This window comes from Stenotrophomonas sp. PvP093 (assembly GCF_017876915.1).
Classification (GTDB): domain Bacteria; phylum Pseudomonadota; class Gammaproteobacteria; order Xanthomonadales; family Xanthomonadaceae; genus Stenotrophomonas; species Stenotrophomonas muris.
Map to the genome: position 1 here is coordinate 22392 of NZ_JAGIOX010000002.1, position 17419 is coordinate 39810.

Annotated in this window: 19 protein-coding genes; 18 read left to right on the forward strand and 1 reads right to left on the reverse strand. The window is 63.0% G+C overall.

The genetic code is table 11. The features are described from left to right. The first annotated feature begins 120 nt into the window (after positions 1–120). From J3A72_RS02175 to J3A72_RS02255, 17 genes are all read left to right on the forward strand, one after another. Positions 121–723 carry a hypothetical protein gene (locus J3A72_RS02175; RefSeq protein ID WP_209571804.1) on the forward strand — a complete coding sequence of 201 codons (603 nt, stop codon included), beginning with the start codon at positions 121–123 and terminating at the stop codon, positions 721–723. Between the two features lie 34 nt (positions 724–757). Next, positions 758–1138, forward strand: coding sequence for a hypothetical protein (locus tag J3A72_RS02180; protein ID WP_209571806.1), 381 nt, complete (start codon positions 758–760; stop codon positions 1136–1138). A 119-nt stretch (positions 1139–1257) separates the two neighbouring features. Beyond that, a complete protein-coding gene (locus J3A72_RS02185; protein WP_209571808.1) occupies positions 1258–1488 on the forward strand; it encodes a hypothetical protein in 231 nt (76 codons plus the stop codon). Next, entirely contained in the window at positions 1485–1745 is a 261-nt protein-coding gene (locus tag J3A72_RS02190; protein ID WP_209571810.1) for a hypothetical protein, read from the forward strand. The genes J3A72_RS02185 and J3A72_RS02190 overlap by 4 nt, the downstream gene beginning before the upstream one ends. Continuing rightward, positions 1732–2289 (forward strand): TcpQ domain-containing protein, encoded by a 558-nt coding sequence (locus J3A72_RS02195; RefSeq protein ID WP_209571812.1) that lies wholly within the window; start codon positions 1732–1734, stop codon positions 2287–2289. Before J3A72_RS02190 ends, J3A72_RS02195 begins: the two co-directional genes overlap by 14 nt. After that, a complete protein-coding gene (locus tag J3A72_RS02200; RefSeq protein WP_209571813.1) occupies positions 2289–4073 on the forward strand; it encodes a hypothetical protein in 1785 nt (594 codons plus the stop codon). The genes J3A72_RS02195 and J3A72_RS02200 overlap by 1 nt, the downstream gene beginning before the upstream one ends. Position 4074: 1 nt before the next feature. After that, positions 4075–5088 (forward strand): type II secretion system protein, encoded by a 1014-nt coding sequence (locus J3A72_RS02205; RefSeq protein ID WP_209571815.1) that lies wholly within the window; start codon positions 4075–4077, stop codon positions 5086–5088. A 16-nt stretch (positions 5089–5104) separates the two neighbouring features. Beyond that, positions 5105–5686 carry a prepilin-type N-terminal cleavage/methylation domain-containing protein gene (locus J3A72_RS02210; RefSeq protein ID WP_209571817.1) on the forward strand — a complete coding sequence of 194 codons (582 nt, stop codon included), beginning with the start codon at positions 5105–5107 and terminating at the stop codon, positions 5684–5686. 3 nt (positions 5687–5689) lie between these two features. Then, positions 5690–6490, forward strand: coding sequence for a hypothetical protein (locus J3A72_RS02215; protein WP_209571819.1), 801 nt, complete (start codon positions 5690–5692; stop codon positions 6488–6490). Beyond that, positions 6490–8370: an ATPase, T2SS/T4P/T4SS family gene (locus tag J3A72_RS02220; protein ID WP_209571821.1), complete on the forward strand. Its 1881-nt coding sequence runs from the start codon at positions 6490–6492 to the stop codon at positions 8368–8370. The genes J3A72_RS02215 and J3A72_RS02220 overlap by 1 nt, the downstream gene beginning before the upstream one ends. Positions 8371–8390: 20 nt before the next feature. Then, complete coding sequence (locus tag J3A72_RS02225) at positions 8391–9437, forward strand: type II secretion system F family protein (RefSeq protein ID WP_209571823.1); 1047 nt, start codon at positions 8391–8393, stop codon at positions 9435–9437. A 4-nt stretch (positions 9438–9441) separates the two neighbouring features. After that, positions 9442–10956: a hypothetical protein gene (locus tag J3A72_RS02230; RefSeq protein ID WP_209571825.1), complete on the forward strand. Its 1515-nt coding sequence runs from the start codon at positions 9442–9444 to the stop codon at positions 10954–10956. Next, the gene (locus tag J3A72_RS02235) at positions 10953–11486 is read left to right on the forward strand and encodes a hypothetical protein (protein ID WP_209571826.1); all 534 of its coding nucleotides are present in this window, start codon (positions 10953–10955) and stop codon (positions 11484–11486) included. The genes J3A72_RS02230 and J3A72_RS02235 overlap by 4 nt, the downstream gene beginning before the upstream one ends. Further along, on the forward strand, positions 11486–11995 hold the full coding sequence (locus tag J3A72_RS02240; RefSeq protein WP_209571828.1) for a hypothetical protein: 510 nt from the start codon (positions 11486–11488) through the stop codon (positions 11993–11995). The genes J3A72_RS02235 and J3A72_RS02240 overlap by 1 nt, the downstream gene beginning before the upstream one ends. A 74-nt stretch (positions 11996–12069) precedes the next feature. Further along, positions 12070–12549, forward strand: coding sequence for a hypothetical protein (locus J3A72_RS02245; protein ID WP_209571830.1), 480 nt, complete (start codon positions 12070–12072; stop codon positions 12547–12549). Positions 12550–13219: 670 nt separating this feature from the next. Then, positions 13220–13648, forward strand: coding sequence for a hypothetical protein (locus J3A72_RS02250; RefSeq protein WP_209571832.1), 429 nt, complete (start codon positions 13220–13222; stop codon positions 13646–13648). Positions 13649–13655: 7 nt separating this feature from the next. Further along, on the forward strand, positions 13656–14885 hold the full coding sequence (locus J3A72_RS02255; protein WP_209571834.1) for a DUF1173 domain-containing protein: 1230 nt from the start codon (positions 13656–13658) through the stop codon (positions 14883–14885). Positions 14886–15476: 591 nt separating this feature from the next. Here J3A72_RS02255 and J3A72_RS02260 read toward each other — a convergent pair. After that, on the reverse strand, positions 15477–15908 hold the full coding sequence (locus tag J3A72_RS02260; RefSeq protein WP_209571836.1) for a GntR family transcriptional regulator: 432 nt from the start codon (positions 15906–15908) through the stop codon (positions 15477–15479). A gap of 454 nt (positions 15909–16362) precedes the next feature. On the opposite strand from J3A72_RS02260, the gene J3A72_RS02265 reads away from it, so the two are divergent. After that, the gene (locus tag J3A72_RS02265) at positions 16363–16749 is read left to right on the forward strand and encodes a hypothetical protein (RefSeq protein WP_209571838.1); all 387 of its coding nucleotides are present in this window, start codon (positions 16363–16365) and stop codon (positions 16747–16749) included. The last annotated feature ends 670 nt before the right edge of the window (positions 16750–17419 follow it).

A 17419-nucleotide genomic window follows, 5' to 3' on the forward strand; every position in this document is an offset into this window, starting at 1 on the left:
CAGGCGACATTTCTACAGAAACGACGTTATGTAGAACACTGTCGCATAGTTGCGACACTAGCGCAACTCCGGTATCGTGCGCGCACTTGCCAGCTCTTCGGCGCGACTGCTGCAACATCCATGAACTTCACGCGTACTGCCTTCTTCCTTGCCTTGGTAGCTTCATCCCAGCCCGCACTGGGCCAAGTTGCCGTATCGATTGATCGTGAATCTCTCAGCCTTGTCGGCAGCGCTGGAGGTTGTCCGGAGGATGCGGTGATCTTTGTCACCGACCAGGCGGCAGTTCGCCCGGTGTGTACTCGGCCGCCGGCGCGAGAACTTGAGGGCGCTGCCCAAGCGGCATCGCAAAATGTGATGGGCAACACGCTTCAGCCGCCAAGCGCGCCGGCGGCGCCTACTTGGGTGGCGCTGGCGGGCGCACCGGTCCAGGCGACCTTGCGGACGTGGCTGCCTGAAGGTTGGGAGCTGAAATGGGATGCGCCAAGCGATCCGCGAGGGCCTTCCGTGCAAGTCCGTGGCGATTTCATGGATGCCGTCAAGGCCTTGTCCGCAACCCGTCAGCAGTGGAAGGGGCCCAAGGGCGAGAGCGGAACCTTGCTTCAAGTTCTTGCATTTCCGAAGCAAAAGATCATCCAGGTACGCGCGAGCGACGTTCCGCAAGCGTCGCCCCTGCCTCTCGCATCCGCTCCAGCCCCGATTGCGGGCGAGGGCAGGGCTAACTGACCTGACGCCGTCAGGCGTAGGGGGAGGGGACAGAATGCAGCAGACACACACAGCAAGAACGGTCGTTGGCATCGGAGGCGAGGATCTGGCGTCGTCCGAACTCCTCGCCATTCGGTCATGCGCTTGGGCCGTACAAGCGCTCGCGGAGCGCATCGCTTCGACGCAAGAGCCACAGCCAGAGCCAGACATCTGGATTGCTGTGTCGCAGCTCAACGCCTCAATCGAGGCTATTTCGGCAGACGCTCTAGTCGGCGGCAATGTGTCATCGAGGAGCGCCCAGGTAAGCCGCGCGTTCTCGTTGGCGAAGACAACCGTGGATCGCTTTGGTGCCGAGCCCACGACCGTCGCAACGCTGGAACCGACCGACCGCCAGGTGCTGGCGGGGCTGGTGCACCGCTACCCGATCACCGACTGACCACCAGAAGGCGGGAGCCTTCCAAGCACAGTGCTAGCGCTGCTGTCAAACCAAAAAACCTTTTAAAATCAATCGCTTAGTTCGCATAATGCGGATTATGTAAACCGAGGAGTTCAATAATGGGAGTGTTGCGTAACGCAATCGAATCGGCCATCGAAGAGGCCTCGCCGGCGACTGCGGGCGTGGCCGTGTGTGTCGCCTTGGAGGACGTGCTGGGCCTTACGGGCAACGGTTGGTTCGATGACGACCCCGTGGTCCGTACGGCACTGGGAATCGACCAGGCTGATGCCGATGCGATCGCCGATTCGTCGGTCATGGGGCTGCAGATGTCGGTGAAGTCATCCGCATGAAAATGAATGACGCAACCCGCACCCGGTGGCTCAGTGAGCTCTTCTGCGACCCGGTCCGGGCCGCCGACCTGGCCTTCGCTCTCCGTATCTCAGATGACCTGAGCCCCTCCCCCGCGACGGCCCATACGGCGCTGTTGGTGATGCGAGCCGCCCTCGCCCGGGCGTTGGAAATGAGCGAATCCGAAATCCTTACCGCTGTCGAGCTGTCGCGGCTCGCTGCTCAAAAACTGGAGCTGTCGACCAATGACCCGAACTGATATGACCGGCTCCGTCGCGCGCGGGCGCCTCGGTGCAACCGCCGCGTTGATGCTCTCGCTGGCACTCGGCGTAGGCGGCAGCGGCCAAGCAACTGCTGCCCCCAAACCCTCGACCGAGACCCCCGCTGCCCAGACGTTCGCGACCGTGGCCCCCGTGCCAGCTGCAGACGAAGCCTTCGCAGTAGTGGAAGACGCGGTCTACACGCCGCCGGCACCACCAGCTCCGCCGCCGCGAATCATCCCCCAGTGGAAGGTGCCGGCCGACACATCGCTACGCCAGGTGTTGGCCACGTGGGCCCGGCAGGAGGGCTGGGAGGTCTACTGGCCCAAGGTCGACGAAACAACCGACTGGGTCACCGTGGTGGACGTGACCTTCCGGGCCAACGACTTCGAGGAAGCCGCGCGAAAGTTCGCTGCAGGCCTACCGCCAGAGGTTGGCATCGCGCTCACGTTCAACCGTGCGAACAACCCGAAGCTGCTTCACGTCAGCGAAGCAACCCGTAGGCAGACAGCCATAAGCGATGGCAAAGAGGAGAACCTTTAATGCGCCGACACACAAGCATCAAGATTGCCGGTGCCACCCTTCTGAGCCTCGCGCTCTCGGGCTGCCTGTCCACCGAGGTCAGGCGCGAGATTGACAACCAGGAGCATGAAGTCAGGTCTGCGTTCGCGCAGCAGCCGGTGGTACCTAGCACCCACTCTGTCCAGGTCAACGAACGGCTCTTCATACCTGTTCGTCGGGTCAAGCTGACGGCGAATCAGCAGCGCAGCTCTTGGCTCGCCTCGAAGCGCGTCAACCTCAAGCTGGACAACGCGGTGCCACTGAGCACCGTCCTCAACATGGTCAACGATGAAGGGGTGAACGTCGTCAGCGACATCTCCCTCGACAGCTACACGTGGTCGGGCAGGATCAACAATGCGGACCTGGACACTGTCCTCCGGGTCGTGCTGGGCGGCGTGGGCTTGGACTACGACGTTGATGAAGGGCGCCGTCTGGTAACGGTGCGACCAGTGCGTTCCAGGACGTGGACCTTGAACGTCGGCCCGCGCTCGACGACGTTTGCCAGCGGCGGGGCGAACGCGACCAGCCTGAGCGCCAACGACACGGACATTACCAGCGCCGGCAGTGGCGGTATCTCCGGGAGGGGCATGGGCGCAACCAGCGGAGCCAATGGTCAGCAGGCTGGCGTTGGTGCCCGGATCTACTCGGCTGACAATTTCTGGCAGTCGCTCCGGACCGAGCTGGACAATCGCCTGCAGGTCAGGACGCCAGCCGGCCAGGGAGTGGTGGCTGGCCAGGCGAGCGGATCGGCCGCGGCGCCGCTGGCCCCCGCTCCGATTACGGGCGGCGCAGCAGTCGCGCCTGCGGGAGATACCGGGTCCAGCCAAGGCACGCGCAGCTGGATCGGGTCCTATGCAATCAACCCAGAGACCGGTTCCGTGACCGTCTCCGGTCCTGCCTGGGTCCTTGCAGACTTGGACACCTACATGACCAAGGTCCAGGCGATGTACAACGCCTCGATCACGTTCAAAGGTGAAATCCTCATGGTGTCGAGGAAAAGGAGCGACACCGAAGGTCTCGACATCTCCTCCTTCGCAAAGTTTGCGTCGGGACGCTATGGCGCGGTAATCCAGAACAATGCGTTGGGCGGCGTCACCGTGTCGATGCCAAACGGAGGCGGCATACCGTCCGTCAGCGCAGGGGCGCAGACCGTTGGCGGCGCGCTGATCGGGGTGACATCAGCCGCTGATTCCCTGCAGGTATTCAGCGCGTGGCTGTCGGAGGCCGGTCGCGTCTCCATCGTCGAAGAGCCCGTTGTCACTACGACGTCGGGTGTGCCTGCTGAGTTCAGCAACAAGTCACCGGTGTACTTCAACCTGGTCTCTCAGGAAACGGCATCCGGCGGCATTGGCGGTGCGGTGAGCGCAACGCGAAATACGCTGCAGTCAAAGTCTTTCGGCACCCAGCTGACCATCAACCCGAGGTTCGACTACTCGACAGGTCTGATTCGGGCTCAGATCAACCTTAATCACGTGCTGCCGAACGGCACGCAGGAAATCAAGCAGACGATCAACTCGGGCGATTCCGTAACCACCATTCCAACCACCGTCCCCCTCGGAACGGAAATGGCCTACAACGGCGAAGCACTTCTGCGCGATGGCGACCTCATCATTGTGGGCGGCCTGAACAAGCAGAACCGCACCTTGTCAGAGGACGGCCTTCCAGTCGGGCGGAATCCTCTGAGCGTCATCACCGGGAAGAAGGCAGCGGCACGCGACCAGCAGACCTACTACTTCGCGCTTCGCGTGCACGTCGAGGAACGCTGACATGCGCAGCGCCGTCCGTGGCTTCACTCTGTTCGAGCTCCTGATAGCCGTCGTCATTGTCGGCATCCTGATACTGCTGCTGTCCCCGCTCTTCGCCCAGTACGTGACCTCCACGCGGGCGGCCTATCGCGAGCAGGCGCAGCAGGACAATCAGGCCATCGCTGACGCCATGGTCCAGTGGGCGAAGGCGAATGGCGGACATCTACCGGCGCCCTACACGGGAGCGGGCTACACGATGACTGTGCACAACCCGCTCGGAACATCAGCGGCCGAGGTCAGCTTCCGTGCAGCACTCTCCGACCTGTCACTGTCCCGCACTTCAATCAACGATGACGGAACCGCCGCCAGGAATGTCCGGGTGTACCAGCGGGTGGGCGGTCTTACCAAGGATATGCCGCTATACGTGCGCTCCGGGCCGGCCGTACGGCTGACCTACGACCTCGGCGTCCTGTACATGACGGAATGCCCGCTTTCGGGAGGCTCGTGCAATCCGTCCCCGTCAACGGGCCGGCCGGGAGCGTCCCCTGCCCTCACCACTGCAAACAGAAACACCTGGACCGCAGTCGCGCCAGACATCGGCGCGAAGTTCGTGTCTACCCTCCCCCATGAAGTCGAGATGTTGTCAGCTACAGCGCGACGCGCGGACCGTGTGCGCGATGCGTTGCTCGCCTACTACAGGGGAAAGCAAATCTCGGCGGCCGCGACCGATACAACGAACTGGTATCCCGGCAGCGCCTTAGCAGGCAAGAGCCCGGCTGGCAATCAAGGGTGTAGGGATGGTTGGTATGCCTTAGACAGCACCCAGATCCTGCCGTTGGTTGGCCTATCCCAGCAGGAGTTCGGCGTCACGGCCTGGGGCGGCCGATTTGAATACTGCGCCGATTTCGACCCACTGGGTAACAAGTCACCGAACGCCCCACCCCACGCCGCAGCAGTCCGATTCAACGCAGACGTCTCTAGTGCTTCCCCGCCCGACCCGATGGTCATCTCCAACAACGTTGTACTCACCCTCTGAAGAAAGGAATTCCTAAGTGAAAAATTACTCGTTCTCCCGTAAGCAGCGCGGCTTCACGCTGTTCGAGCTGATGATTGCGGTCGTCATCATCGCCGTGCTCACAATCCTCTTTGTCCGCGCAATGAACGGCAACACCGACGGCCCCCGTGCCGCCATGCTGATCAAGACCGCCAGCTCGATCACTCAGAACTTCGGCCAGGTCGCGCGAACCTGCGGGGTCTCCTACACCGTGTCCGGCAACCCCGTTCCGGCTGCCGGCAAAACCGCTCTGGACGTGGTGTTCGAGGGCGACACCGCCGTTTCCTCTGCCTACCAAGCCTGCTACTACGAGTCATCTGTCCGCGCATTGCGTGAAACGGCCAACCGTTCCGGCAGCGCCTGGAAGATTGAGGAATACCCGGTGCAGCTGACCGGCGGCGGTCCCCGCACCAAGTTCAACGTCATCTATCAGCAAGTACCGGACGAGGTCGCGCTTGCGATGGCGCAGAAGTACAACACGAACTTGACGGCCTTGGCCGCATCCGACACTACGAGCGACGTTGTTCGCTACAGCGCCGCGTCGGGTGGAACCAGAACCGTTACCGTGATCCTGGAGTAAACCGTGTTTCCTGCGGTGGTCATCGTCCTCTTCCTTGCGATCGCGGCCGGCGTTTACGGGCTCACGGCTACCCAGACCACGCGGGCCGAGGGTATGCAGGAGCAGTCAGCGCTGGTTGACCAGGCCAAGATTGCGGAAGGGATCGAGCAGTACATGGCAATAAAGGGCTATCCGCCGGCGTCGCTTGACGCCCTTGTCCAGGAGGACGGTTTCGAGCATCTGCGCAGTGCCCGAAACCGCTGGCAGAAGTACGCCAATGGCAATGGCCTGAACGATGGTGTGTGGCAGTTTGAGCGCGCCGCTTCCTGGACGACGTTCCGCAAGGACGGAGGGGCCAGCTACCCGACCGAGAATGCCTGCGGCACGGGTAGCGTGGCGACGGCCGCGAGCTGGTGCGGCGCGGCGGATGGGGTCTGGTTCAGGCGCGAGACGCGGGAGGACTACAACACTGCGATCGCATCGCAGCGCGTAAGGCAAATGCGGACCCTGCAACTGTTCGCTGATCACTGGACCGCGCGCCAATCCTTCCCTTCAACCGGCAACGACGGCGCTGGGCTGGGAGCTGGGCAGCAGCGCAGCTTGGCTCAACTGGCTGGCTTCACCGGAGCAGCCACCACATGCGCGGGCGTCTTTGTTTGGCAAGGGATCCCGCTCGACTGCGGCGCGCTGTTCGACCACTGGGGATCGCCGGTGATTTACCAGTTTCAATCCACCACATCCATCGTGTTGACCACCGAGACCCCGTTCCGAGCTGCGAACGGGATCCAGGTGGTGATCGCAACCCCGCTTTCCGTGCAGGAGTAATGACATTGTCGACCAACGTTCAACTGACGGCGCATTGGGGCTGGTCCAATCCCCCCGAGGAGGTCGTTCGCATCGCCCGGATTGCGGACGATTCAGCAGGTGACCAGGGTGCTGTGCTTCGATCGCTGGATGTCCTGGATCGCGCCACGCTGGCGCGTCTGTTAGAGACTAAGCCTGGCCACCTCTCCGTGATTGAGTATGCCGTGGTTGAGCAGCCAGCCAAGGTGCAGCCCTACGTGGAGCAGGTGCTGGCCCTTTCCAGCCGCCAGCCATTCTATGCCCAGCTCAAGGTGCTTGACCCACACGCTGGAATGAAGGCACCCAACGTCGTACGGCGCTGCGAGGCCCTTGACTGCGTGCTCATGCTCATTGAGAGCAGCCGTCCCGTAATCGTGTTCTCCAGCCACAAGAGCATGATGCAGTTCGGTATTTTGGGCCGTAAGGATAAGCAGCAGGACCCGCTGCTACAGGAGGCTGGCGAAGAGCCACTGCTTGCGGTCGGATCCCGAGACGACATCTCGGCAATCATTGCGCAATCAGGCGGCCGCTCGGAAGTTTTCGCCGCCGAGCAAGCCCAGGTGTGGCACGCATCTTCCAGTGAGACTCAGAGTAGCCAGGCGCAGCGTGAGCTGGCGCGGCTGCTTGACCATGCCATTGAAAAGGGCGCAAGCGACATTGCACTAGTCCCCCGGCGCGATGGCACCTACAGCGTCAAGATCCGCCGCTGGGGCGCGTTGGTGGATCCCCGCACAGCTGGCAAATGGAACCAGCAGATGGCTGCGGATGTCATCGGTGTGCTTGAGGACAAGTCCGGTGCAAACCCCAGCAAGACCATTTATCGGTCCCCCCGCGACGGACAGATCAGCTACCGATCAACCGTGGGCGAGGCATTTCTGCGGCTCTCATTCGTTCCCCTGAACCATCCAGGCGAGGTCAAGTCCAGGCCTTCGGTCAGTATTCGTCTGTTCTCCCACAGTGAGAGCAAGATTGACCTCGATAGCTTGGGACTGCCAGAGGAGGTTGTGGACGCGATCGACGCAGCTATTCGCATGCCAGCCGGAGCGATTCTCCTAGCCGGGCCGATGAACTCGGGCAAGTCCACCACCATTGCGGGCGCACTGGGGCGCCACGTTGACGTCTACGGCGAAACGCTCAAGCGCGTGACCGTGGAGGAGCCAATCGAGCGCTTCCTTCCTGATCTGATCCAAGTCAACGTACCACCCGTCATGCTCGGCCAGGACGGCAAGATGGTTGAAGGAAGCGATCGTTTCAACATCTTCCTCCGAGGGTTGAAGCGCCATGACGTAAACGTCTTCTGGGTAGGCGAGGTGCGCGACGATGAAACGGCTGATTTCTGCGTCACCAGCGCGGTGACGGGGTGCCTCTCGCTGTCCACCATTCACGCAAAGGACTGTGTGCTCGCCTTCGACGTGCTCAGCCAGTGGGTCGCACCCAACAAGCGGTTTCAGCTATCCGAAGCCGTCGCGCTGGTAGTCAGCCAGCGACTCGTCCCCGCGCTTTGCGGGCATTGCAAGGTCACAAGCGGTGTCACCCAGGGCGACCGAAAGCTGTGGGCAAGCTACATGGACATGGTCGGTGAAAGCCACAAATTACCCACCAAGCTTGCACGCCGTGTAGAGAACGCGGAGTCGAAATGCCCCCATTGTGAGGACGGCTACTCGGGGTATTCCGTGGTCTGTGAGGTGTTGCCGTTCAACCGCGAAGTCAGAACTGCCGCAGGCCAACTTGCGTCCCGGGGAAGCGGGATCGAGGAAGCGCGCGCGACTATGGCCAAGAATCGAACGCTGACCATGGTGGAGTCCGCTCTGCGCCGGCTTAAGGACGGCGTCGTGGACCTTCGCTCTGTCCTGTACCTGTGAGGCCGGTCATGGAAAAGATGATGAACCTCAAAGAACTCAGCTACTGCGCAAACTTCATCCGTTCACAGCTCACTACTGGCATTCCACTTGCCACGGCGACGTCTCGGCTGATTAAGCGTCAACCCGAGTATGCGCAGTTCTGGGCTTCAGCCTCGCAGCGCATGCGTAGTGGTGTGATGCTGTCTACGCTCCTGTCTGAGGTATGGCCAACAGAAGGCGTTGCCGTGGTTATGGCAGGCGAAAGCAGCGGCAAGCTACCTGCGGTCCTAGAGCAGTATTGCGCCTCTATCGAACTCCGGCGCCGTCTCGCCGCCTCCGCAAAGAAGATGTACTACCCAGTCGCGATTGTGGTTAGCGCCCTGGTCATATCCCTCGGGGTATTCGTGACCGTCATTCCAACCGTTGCCACTGCAATGCAGCGTGCAAGCGGCCATGCTGGGACGCCGACCGGGTTTGCGGGCGCTGGTCTTGCTACGCAGCAGTGGCTGGTTGCCAACTGGATGACCTGCCTTGTGGGCCTGATTATCCTGGTGTACGGGGTCTACGCGTGGTTGAGGTCGCCTGAGGTTCGGGCGGAACTGGCCCGAATGCTTGTTTCGGCACCGCTGTATCGATCTGCAATCGCGGACCTCAGCTTCGGACTGTGGACCCGCTACGTGGCGATGTCTTGCTCGGCCGGGATGGCGACAACCGATGCCCTAAAGCAGACGGCGGGTGTTCTCCCCACGCCGTTCCGCCTTGGCGTCGACGCCTTGGTGCGCGACCTGGCCGTGCACCACAAAACCCTCGGCGATTCGGTCGACCCCGAGAAGTTGCCGGTGAATGATCCCCGAGCGAGCTGGCCCGGATTTGTCTCAGATGCGTTCATGCAGGGCGAGGAAACTGGCCGTCTGGAGGAGCAGCTTTTTCGTGCTTCGGATGAGCTGATACGCAGCGGCGAACGTTCATTTGAGCACGCCATTACGTGGAGCAAGCACGGCGCTACCGCGTTCGCTGGCCTCCTCGTTCTCGGGACGATGCTGCTTACCTACATGCCCATGCTGACCGGCCTCAAGAACATTCGGTGACCTAATGAATCGCAATTCGCTGCTCCGGCTTCTCCCGGCCCGCCTCCGAAAGCCACCAGCCCAAGCCGATATTCTTGACGGCCTGCCTGACCTTGACCTGGGCGTGACTGCTCAACCGCCCGTTGCGACCAATGAAGAGGTCGCGGCGACCGAGTCGACAGCTCCCCCGAGTCCCGCCAAGTCGAAGGGTCTTTTCCAACGGCAGCGGCCTAAGCCAACGCCTCAGTCTCCTGCCGCCGGCGGCGTGGAAGACCGCCCTTCAAAGCGACGAAAGACCAAGCCGGCAGATAGTCACGCCCGCAGTGAGCATCAACGCTCGGGCGATTATCAGGTGCTGGCACACCCGAGTGCGCTCGACGGCGTCACCCATCGCAAGGTGCTGGTGTGTGGTGACTGCATCATGGCCACGTTGGACTCTACCGCCTTGGCGGCCGCAGTGGATCCTCAGGGCCAGGTGGGCAGGATGATCCCGCAGGCGCCTCGGGTGACGGCCCCGGCGTTGAAGGGCATTTTTGGGGCGCGCGGAAAGCCGCTGCTTTTTGCCGTCGACCACAGGCTGTTCGACCGGCAGCGGACTCGCTTCGCCTTTGCGATCGATGGCTATGTCTCTTGGGGTCTGCGGCATGGGCGCGGCACCACAGTGTTGCTGGGCGGCGCGCAGGATGGCGGCAATACATATCTTGACGTACTCGTGTTTCAGGACAACGTGCTTGTCGAAGTTCAAAGCAACGAGCTCCCGAGTCATCTCGACGCGCGCTTTTCTGCCTTCCTGGCAACGCTGCTGGATTCCCTGACAGAGCGCTACGCGCAGCCGCGGATTGTCGCGGCCAGCCCGCTTCCGGACTGGGGTCATCCAGGCGTCGAGTACCTCGGGCTTGCCCCCCTGCGTGGTCTTCGGTTTGCGCCGCTTAGCGTGAAGGTCAGCAGTGTGGCTGGCGCAAAAAGCGCCGCGATTGTGGCGTCCGTTGGGGTCGCCGTCTACGCAGGTTTTCTTGGCGTGGGCTGGAATATGTATACCGGCGCGGTGAAGTCCTACGAGATGGAGGCGGCTGACCCGCAGCTGCAGGAGTCAGGCGGAATCTCGAATTCTGCACTTGAGGAAATGCAGCAGCAGCGTCTCTTCATGGAGGCCGCGCGCCCGCAAGAACTGCTGACACAGCGTAGCCGCCGGATTGTGTCAGCCGTGGCCTCAGTGCCTGGTGTGAAGATCAACTCGCTGACTTTCCATGCGGGCGCATCTGGGAATGAGCCGGGCCAGTTCGGTGCGCCTGCAGGTCCGGTCAGCGAAGCACCTGCTTCGTCCGACGCTGGTGCAGCGGGGGACGCCGCTTCGTCCCCCGACGTATCAATGGTGATCGTGGTGCCGTCGACGGGCGCCTATGCGCTGGACCAGGCCAAAGCCGTAATGCAGCAGGTGGGATCCGCCAGCGGTATGGCCCTTCGCCTGGCACCAGGTGGCGCCAGCGAGGACGACGCGGCAGGCACGCGCACCTTCACCATCCAAGGAATGATTAAGTGAAGAAGACCACTATTCTGGGTGCGGCTGCGGCCGCCCTGCTTGTCTATATGGGCTACCAGGGCTTCGTGACCTTGCGGTCAAAGGCCGCTCAGCAGTCAGAAGCGACGGAGGCCGTCGCCCGCTGGAAGCAGTCGTACCGCGCATTGGACGCCTCGCTTTCCCAGTGGGAGGCCCGCTACCCGAACCTCTCCGACTTCAACGACACCTTGGGGCTCTATCGTTCCTTGCGCCTGCAGGATGTCGGTCTGGGTTCCAGCCCCGACACGATTTCGATCATCAGCAAAGCGCCGGTCATGGCCAATGGCGTTGACATCAGGCTCGCCAAGATTTGCCTGGCCTCGACAGCTGCCAACAGTACGGCGGGATTGCAGGTTGATGCGCCTACGTACGCCGGCCTTCTGGACGGCGTACGTCGCCTGGCGCAGCGGCCGGACATCTACGTCGGTGGTATGTCGATCCTTGGAACCGGTGACCGACCCAAGGCAATTCTCACGGACTTCTGTCTGCTTCTGCGAGTGGAGCCAAATTGATGAGCATCGCGAATTCTGGGCTCACCCGGATTGGATTGGCTGCGGCGCTGTTGGCGGGCGTATGGATGGTCGCCGACTCTCTGAACAAGAACCTCGCCAAGCTGCCGGTTCAGCAAGCCACGCAGGCCGACCAGGAAGCGCCGGCAACTGTCGTCAAAGCCATCTACCCCGTCTGGGTTGAGGGGGCAACACGGGCCAACCCACCCGAATCAGCCGGCGACGTTGACGCCGCGTTCGCTGGTCGGGTCGCGCAGGAGGAGGTAGTGGAGCGTCCGAACTATGCCGAGCTGGTGCGCCCTACCGTGCGCGTCGACGGCATCAGCTCCACGGGCGTCTTTATTTCCGGCAAGTTCTACGCGGTGGGATCCTCGATTGAGGCGCTTGCTACGGCCGGTGAAGCAGGCTCCACAGTAGTACCTCGACTAGTTGCCGCGCGAGACGACCGTGTCGTTTTTGACGTCGGCGGTGATGCGCTGGTGCTGGTGCCGGGGCCGGGGGGGTGGCAATGAATGTCGCGGACTTCAGGTACGACCGTCCCCGCCTGTACTGGTTGACCGTCACCGCGCTTGTAGTAGGAGGCGTGGTGTCTGTGTTCCTCATACTGCCGCAGAACCAGTTCTTTGAAGCCGTTGGCGTCACAGGCGGGCAGCGGCGCGTGCACGCTCTGAAGAACGCCACCTATTGGTACGGCCGCTCGCTGATTCATGCGTCGTCAGAGGGGCTGGCTTTTGATGTGAGGTACGGGAATGTCGTCCGTTTCTCTGACGGTGCAGTTGTCGCATCGATACCAGAGGGCGATAAGTTCGAGGAGGTGCGCTTGCACTTCGCCGATGTGGTGGTGCGGTCTTCCGACGCCGCCGACAGCGTAGTACGCAATGCGAGGTTTCGCGACGCGCGTTTTGAGATTTACGACAAGGACAAATCCGTGGTCTGGATTGACGGCAAGCCGCTCAATATCACCCTCATCGAGGTTGGAGCGGCACAGCCCGACCCAAACCCGCCAACGAACATCGTAGACCTCGCATTCGCGTCGTACTACTGGGCTCAACTCAAGGGAGAATGAAATGAAACGGTCGACACTGGGCATTGCCCTACTCGCTATTATCGCGCCTGTGCTCGCGCAGCAGGCCAGCACGCAGCGGACTGCTGATGGGTCAATTGCTGTGAGCAAGTCGGATCGGTCAGCCGGTACCACTCAGCCAGGCGCGATGCCGCCTCTGGTGATCGTCAGTAGTAAGCGCCAGACCGGAACGGATTGGGTCGCGCCGGCAACCGGGGAGCTGTCAGTGGGAACCTCGACCGGACGCCAGACCCTTCAGCTCAACCCCAAAGCGGGGGACGTGAACGTCAACCGGGGCGCCGCTGTGGCTGCTCCAACCGTTGTTAGGAATGGGGCCACTAGCCGTTGGATCCCACAGAGCCGCTCCTGCCCGCCCTACTACACCGGCAGCATCACCTGGGAAGCCGAGGAGATTTCGACCATCACGAGCGCCTGGGCACCCAGTGGCGCCGTTCGCAGCTATGTCGAGTCTTGTACCGCTGTAGTAGAAACCCGTTGGGTCGCCCAGAATGGCGGGTGCCCGGCAGGATACAGCGGGTCCAACACCTGGGAGGCGGAGGAACGCCGAGTCGGTGGTGGCGCTTGGGCCGCAACCGGTGCCGTGCGCAGCCAGAACAACTCCTGCACGGCCCCTCCCCCGCCGCCGCCGCCGCCGCCGCCGGAACCGGAACCCGTGCCGCAGCCCGAGCCGGAACAACCCGCCGTCTGCGTTGCTGGCGCTGCGAAGTCATTCCGAGCCTCGACTGCCGTCGCTCGCTTCCCCAACTACGCCACCCCGCCGGACGCCTGTACCGCAAACAATCGGGGGCGGTTCGCGCAGATCATGTGGAACGTCAGCTCGTTCGGTGCGATGTGCAACTGGATCTCGACGACCCAGTGCACAAGTCAGGGCTGGAAGGTGTATGCCGGCCGTTCCGGAACATGCGACGCCGGCACCAGCGCGTACCCTGCCCATCTTTCGGGCAATTTCGACGTGGTGATCGAGGTCGCAACGCTCGCCCAGCAGCTCTCCCCCGGCTTCAATGGGGAGGCAGCTTGGGCAAACAGGGCGGCGGGTGACAACGCCGTGGTTGCCTACGGCTGCACTGTATTCCCGGACTGAGGCGCGCATGTACCTACTCAACAACTTGCAGGTTGATCCGGCGACTGCAGAAGGGCGCAACCGGGTAGCTGCAGCGCACGCGGCGGGTCAACGGCCACTGTGCCCATGCCGAACGCCCGCAATCCCGATGTACATCGCAAAGTACGATGGCGGGTACCAGGTAAAGCGAATGCCTGGCTCAGGCGTAAAGCACGCGCCGGACTGCGACAGCTACGAGCCGCCGGCGGAGCTGTCCGGGCTCGGCCAGGTGATGGATTCTGCGATCAAGGAGGATCCGGAATCCGGCCTTACTGACCTCAAGCTGGCTTTCAGCATGTCCAAGGGGGCGGCTCGCGCCGCCCCGGTACCCTCAGACGGTGAAACGACCACGGTCAAGTCGGACGGCACGAAGCTCACGCTTCGCAGCGTTCTTCACTATCTCTGGGATGAAGCCGGCTTCAACCGGTGGAGCCCTGGCATGAAGGGCAAGAGGAGCTACGCAACCGTGCGACGTCACCTTCTCAGCGCCGCCCAGAACAAGAATGCGAAGCGTGCTCCGCTACACGACCAGCTCTTCATTCCGGAGGCGTTCGTGCTCGACCAGAAGGACGCAATCGCGGCGCGGGTGCGTCAGACCTTTTCATCCATTAAGGGCGTGCGGGGCGGCAAGCGGATGCTCAAGATCGTGATCGCGGAGGTGAAGGAGTTTGGATCCGCGCGGTTCGGCCAGAAGGTGACCTTCAAGCATCTTCCCGAGCACCCGTTCTACATGGACGAAAAAATGGGTGCCAAGGTGGAGAAAGCTTTCGCGAACGAGCTAGAGCTGGCCAACGCAGATGAAGCTGGCCACCTGGTCATGGTTGGGACTTTTAGCGTGTCCGAGTCGGGCCTTCCTAACCTCGAAGAAGCCGCGTTGATGGTCGTCTCAAAGGAATGGATCCCTTACGAGAATGTCGTGGAGCTCGATCTTGTGCGCGCGCTTGTCGATCAGGACCGACGTTTTATCAAGGGGCTTCGGTTCAATCTCTCCAACACCAAACCATTGGCGTCAGTGGTGACCAATGACACCACGCCAGAACCGGTGGCCATGTATTTGGTTCCCGCCGGCGGCGATGAGGATTACACTGCTGCACTTGTCGACGTGGTCGAGGCTAGCAGCCTGTCCCCGTGGTTCTGGAAGGCAGAAGACGCAATGCCGCCGCTGCCGGCTGTGAATGGTTACACGGCTCAAGCTATAGGCTCGGTGGTCGCTACTTAAGCGTACTTTCCGCACATGTTCAGTCTCGGCTGGCCTTCGCTTGTGCATGATCTACATGCGGTATCGGCACTGTTTCTCCGGTGCGGCCCGTCGCGGAGTTTTCCCCCCCTGTTTCCTCCGCGACGGGCCAATCCTTTAATCGTTTCTCCGGAAAGGCCCGTCGCGGGGCTCCCCAGCGCTTCTCTCCGCGACGGGCCGATCCTTTCAGGGGTTCCCTCTGTGGCCAGCGTCCATTCCCTGGTAGTTGAACCTGCTGATTCTTCCCCCCCTCTCTGCGACGGCGCCCGGGCAGCTCCCGTGCTTGCGCCTGGCTTGGTCGTCGTCAGCCCTGCAGCGCTGGAACTTTTGTGCAGCCGGAAGCTGCGGACTGTCGACTTGGTGCGTGCGCACGTGCGCGGACTTTGGCCGGCGGTATCGGCAGCGAAGCGTGAGCGGATGGTCGCGGCGATGCGAGCCGGGATCCTGGTCGAGGGGCGCTTTATGCTGGGCGGTGCAACGCCCGCATCCGTCAGCGTTTGCACCGACGCACAGCTGCGGATTACGTATGTCCTGCTGCCGGTCGAGGCGGAGAGACTCTTCTAACCGCGCGCTTCACTTCGCGGCTTTGTTCGTTCCCTTGCCCAGCGCCGGCTTTTTCAGCTTGGCCGTCTGACGCTCGATCGTCTGCAGAATCTCGGCATGCTGGAACCCGAGCTTCCGAGCTTGGGCGATCATGGCTACCACGATCCCATCCAGCCGACGCTGACGTTCGGCTTCGCCCGGCTTGGTGACCTCTTCGCTGACCTGGTACAGCGGAAGTGTTCCCCGGTCGTCGCTGTCGGCGATGAGGCCCTCTTCTGCAAGCCGTTTGTAGGCACGGTGCACGCTGTCCTTCGTTACGCCCCATTGCTCCGCTCCGTCACGAACGGACGGCAGCCGGTCACCAGCCTTCAGCTGTCCTGCAAACACAGCTTCGCGTATCGCCTGAGCGACCTGCTTCGACCTCGGTGTGTTGCTGGATTCGTTGACGTGAATTCGCAACATCGTTTCGTTCTTTTCCGATTGGCTGATGGCTAGGTGAGCTAGCCATTTGACCATGAATAGGGGCAGGGCTGGAAGATTTCCAGCTAGTTTCCTGCTATGCGGCTGAAGCTTGAACGACCATGGCCGGACACCCGTCCGATGATACGGCGATGGCCGTGCAGGCTGAGTAGGCTTGGGAGCCTGCGGCCCGCAGCCAGGCACTTGCCGCCGGCCGGTCTCGCCGACTGTGGTCTGCCCTGCAGTTCGCCGCCGCCTGGCCCGTGTCGCAATCTTCGGGGGACGCAGCACCTCCGGCCGCAGCTGTTGGCACTGGCCGGCCTGCAGCCGGCGATCGACGCCGCCGGCGTTGCCGGCAGCGGTCTGCCCTGCAGCGCCGCCGCCAGGGCGGCCGCGCCCCGCCGCCTGGCTGGCCTCGCAACCTTCCGGAGAAGGCCAGCAGCTGCTACCGCAGCTGTTGGCACTGACCGGCCTGCAGCCGGCGATCGGCGCCGCCGGCGCTGCCGGCAGCCGTCTGCCCTGCAGCTGGCCAAGGCCGCCAGGGCGGCCGCGCCCCGCCGCCTGGCTGGCCTCGCAACCTTCGGGAGAATGCCAGCAGCTGCTGCCGCAGCTGTTGGCACTGGCCGGCCTGCAGCCGGCGATCGGCGCCGCCGGCACTGCCGGCAGCCGTCTGCCCTGCAGCGGGGCCAAGGCCGCCGCGCGGCCGCGCCCCGCCGCCTGGCCCGCCTCGCAACCTTCGAGTGAATGCCCGCGGCTGCGCCGGCAGCGGCCTGCACTGCAGCTGGCCGCCGCATCCAGGACGGCCGCACCCGGCCGCGTGGTCCACTTCGCAACCTTCGGGTGAATGCCAGCAGCTGCGCCAGCAGCTGTTGGCACTGGCCGGCCTGCAGCCGGCGATCGGCGCCGCCGGCGTTGCCGGCAGCGGGCGGCACTGCAGCTGGCCACCGCCGCCAAGGCGGCCGCGCCAGGCTGCCTGGTTCGCCTCGCAACCTTCGGAAGAATGCCAGCAGCTGCTACCGCAGCTATTGGCACTCGGCCGGCCTGCAGCCGGCGATCGGCGCTGCCGGCGTTGCCGGCAGCGGGCTGCACTGCAGCTGGCCACCGCATCCAGGACGGCCGCACCCGGCCGCCTGGTCCACCTCGCAATCTTCGGAAGAATGCCAGCAGCTGCTGACGCAGCTGTTGTCACTCGGCCGGCCTGCGGCCGGCAATCGGCGCCGCCGGCGTTGCCGGCTGGAGCCTGCCCTGGAGCTGGCCGGCGGCCGCGCCAGGCTGCCGGGTCCGCCTCGCAACCTTCGGAGGAATGCCAGCAGCTGCTACCGCAGCTGGTGGCACTCGGCCGGCCTGCAGCCGGCGATCGGCGCTGCCGGCGTTGCCGACAGCACCCTTTCCTGCAGCCGCGCGCCGCCGAGGCGGCCGCGCCAGGCTGCTTTGCGTCCTCATTGCCTTCGGATCGTCGATAGCAGCCAGCTCTGCCGCTGCTATCGCGGTCTCAACAGCAGAGGCGCATTGAG

Coding starts and splice junctions, on each gene's coding strand:
- J3A72_RS02230 (WP_209571825.1), top strand. CDS start 9,442: ATGAATCGCAATTCGCTGCTCCGGCTTCTCCCGGCCCGCCTCCGAAAG.
- J3A72_RS02175 (WP_209571804.1), top strand. CDS start 121: ATGAACTTCACGCGTACTGCCTTCTTCCTTGCCTTGGTAGCTTCATCC.
- J3A72_RS02225 (WP_209571823.1), top strand. CDS start 8,391: ATGAACCTCAAAGAACTCAGCTACTGCGCAAACTTCATCCGTTCACAG.
- J3A72_RS02220 (WP_209571821.1), top strand. CDS start 6,490: ATGACATTGTCGACCAACGTTCAACTGACGGCGCATTGGGGCTGGTCC.
- J3A72_RS02200 (WP_209571813.1), top strand. CDS start 2,289: ATGCGCCGACACACAAGCATCAAGATTGCCGGTGCCACCCTTCTGAGC.
- J3A72_RS02260 (WP_209571836.1), bottom strand. CDS start 15,908: ATGTTGCGAATTCACGTCAACGAATCCAGCAACACACCGAGGTCGAAG.
- J3A72_RS02185 (WP_209571808.1), top strand. CDS start 1,258: ATGGGAGTGTTGCGTAACGCAATCGAATCGGCCATCGAAGAGGCCTCG.
- J3A72_RS02195 (WP_209571812.1), top strand. CDS start 1,732: ATGACCCGAACTGATATGACCGGCTCCGTCGCGCGCGGGCGCCTCGGT.
- J3A72_RS02240 (WP_209571828.1), top strand. CDS start 11,486: ATGAGCATCGCGAATTCTGGGCTCACCCGGATTGGATTGGCTGCGGCG.
- J3A72_RS02205 (WP_209571815.1), top strand. CDS start 4,075: ATGCGCAGCGCCGTCCGTGGCTTCACTCTGTTCGAGCTCCTGATAGCC.
- J3A72_RS02180 (WP_209571806.1), top strand. CDS start 758: ATGCAGCAGACACACACAGCAAGAACGGTCGTTGGCATCGGAGGCGAG.
- J3A72_RS02190 (WP_209571810.1), top strand. CDS start 1,485: ATGAAAATGAATGACGCAACCCGCACCCGGTGGCTCAGTGAGCTCTTC.
- J3A72_RS02255 (WP_209571834.1), top strand. CDS start 13,656: ATGTACCTACTCAACAACTTGCAGGTTGATCCGGCGACTGCAGAAGGG.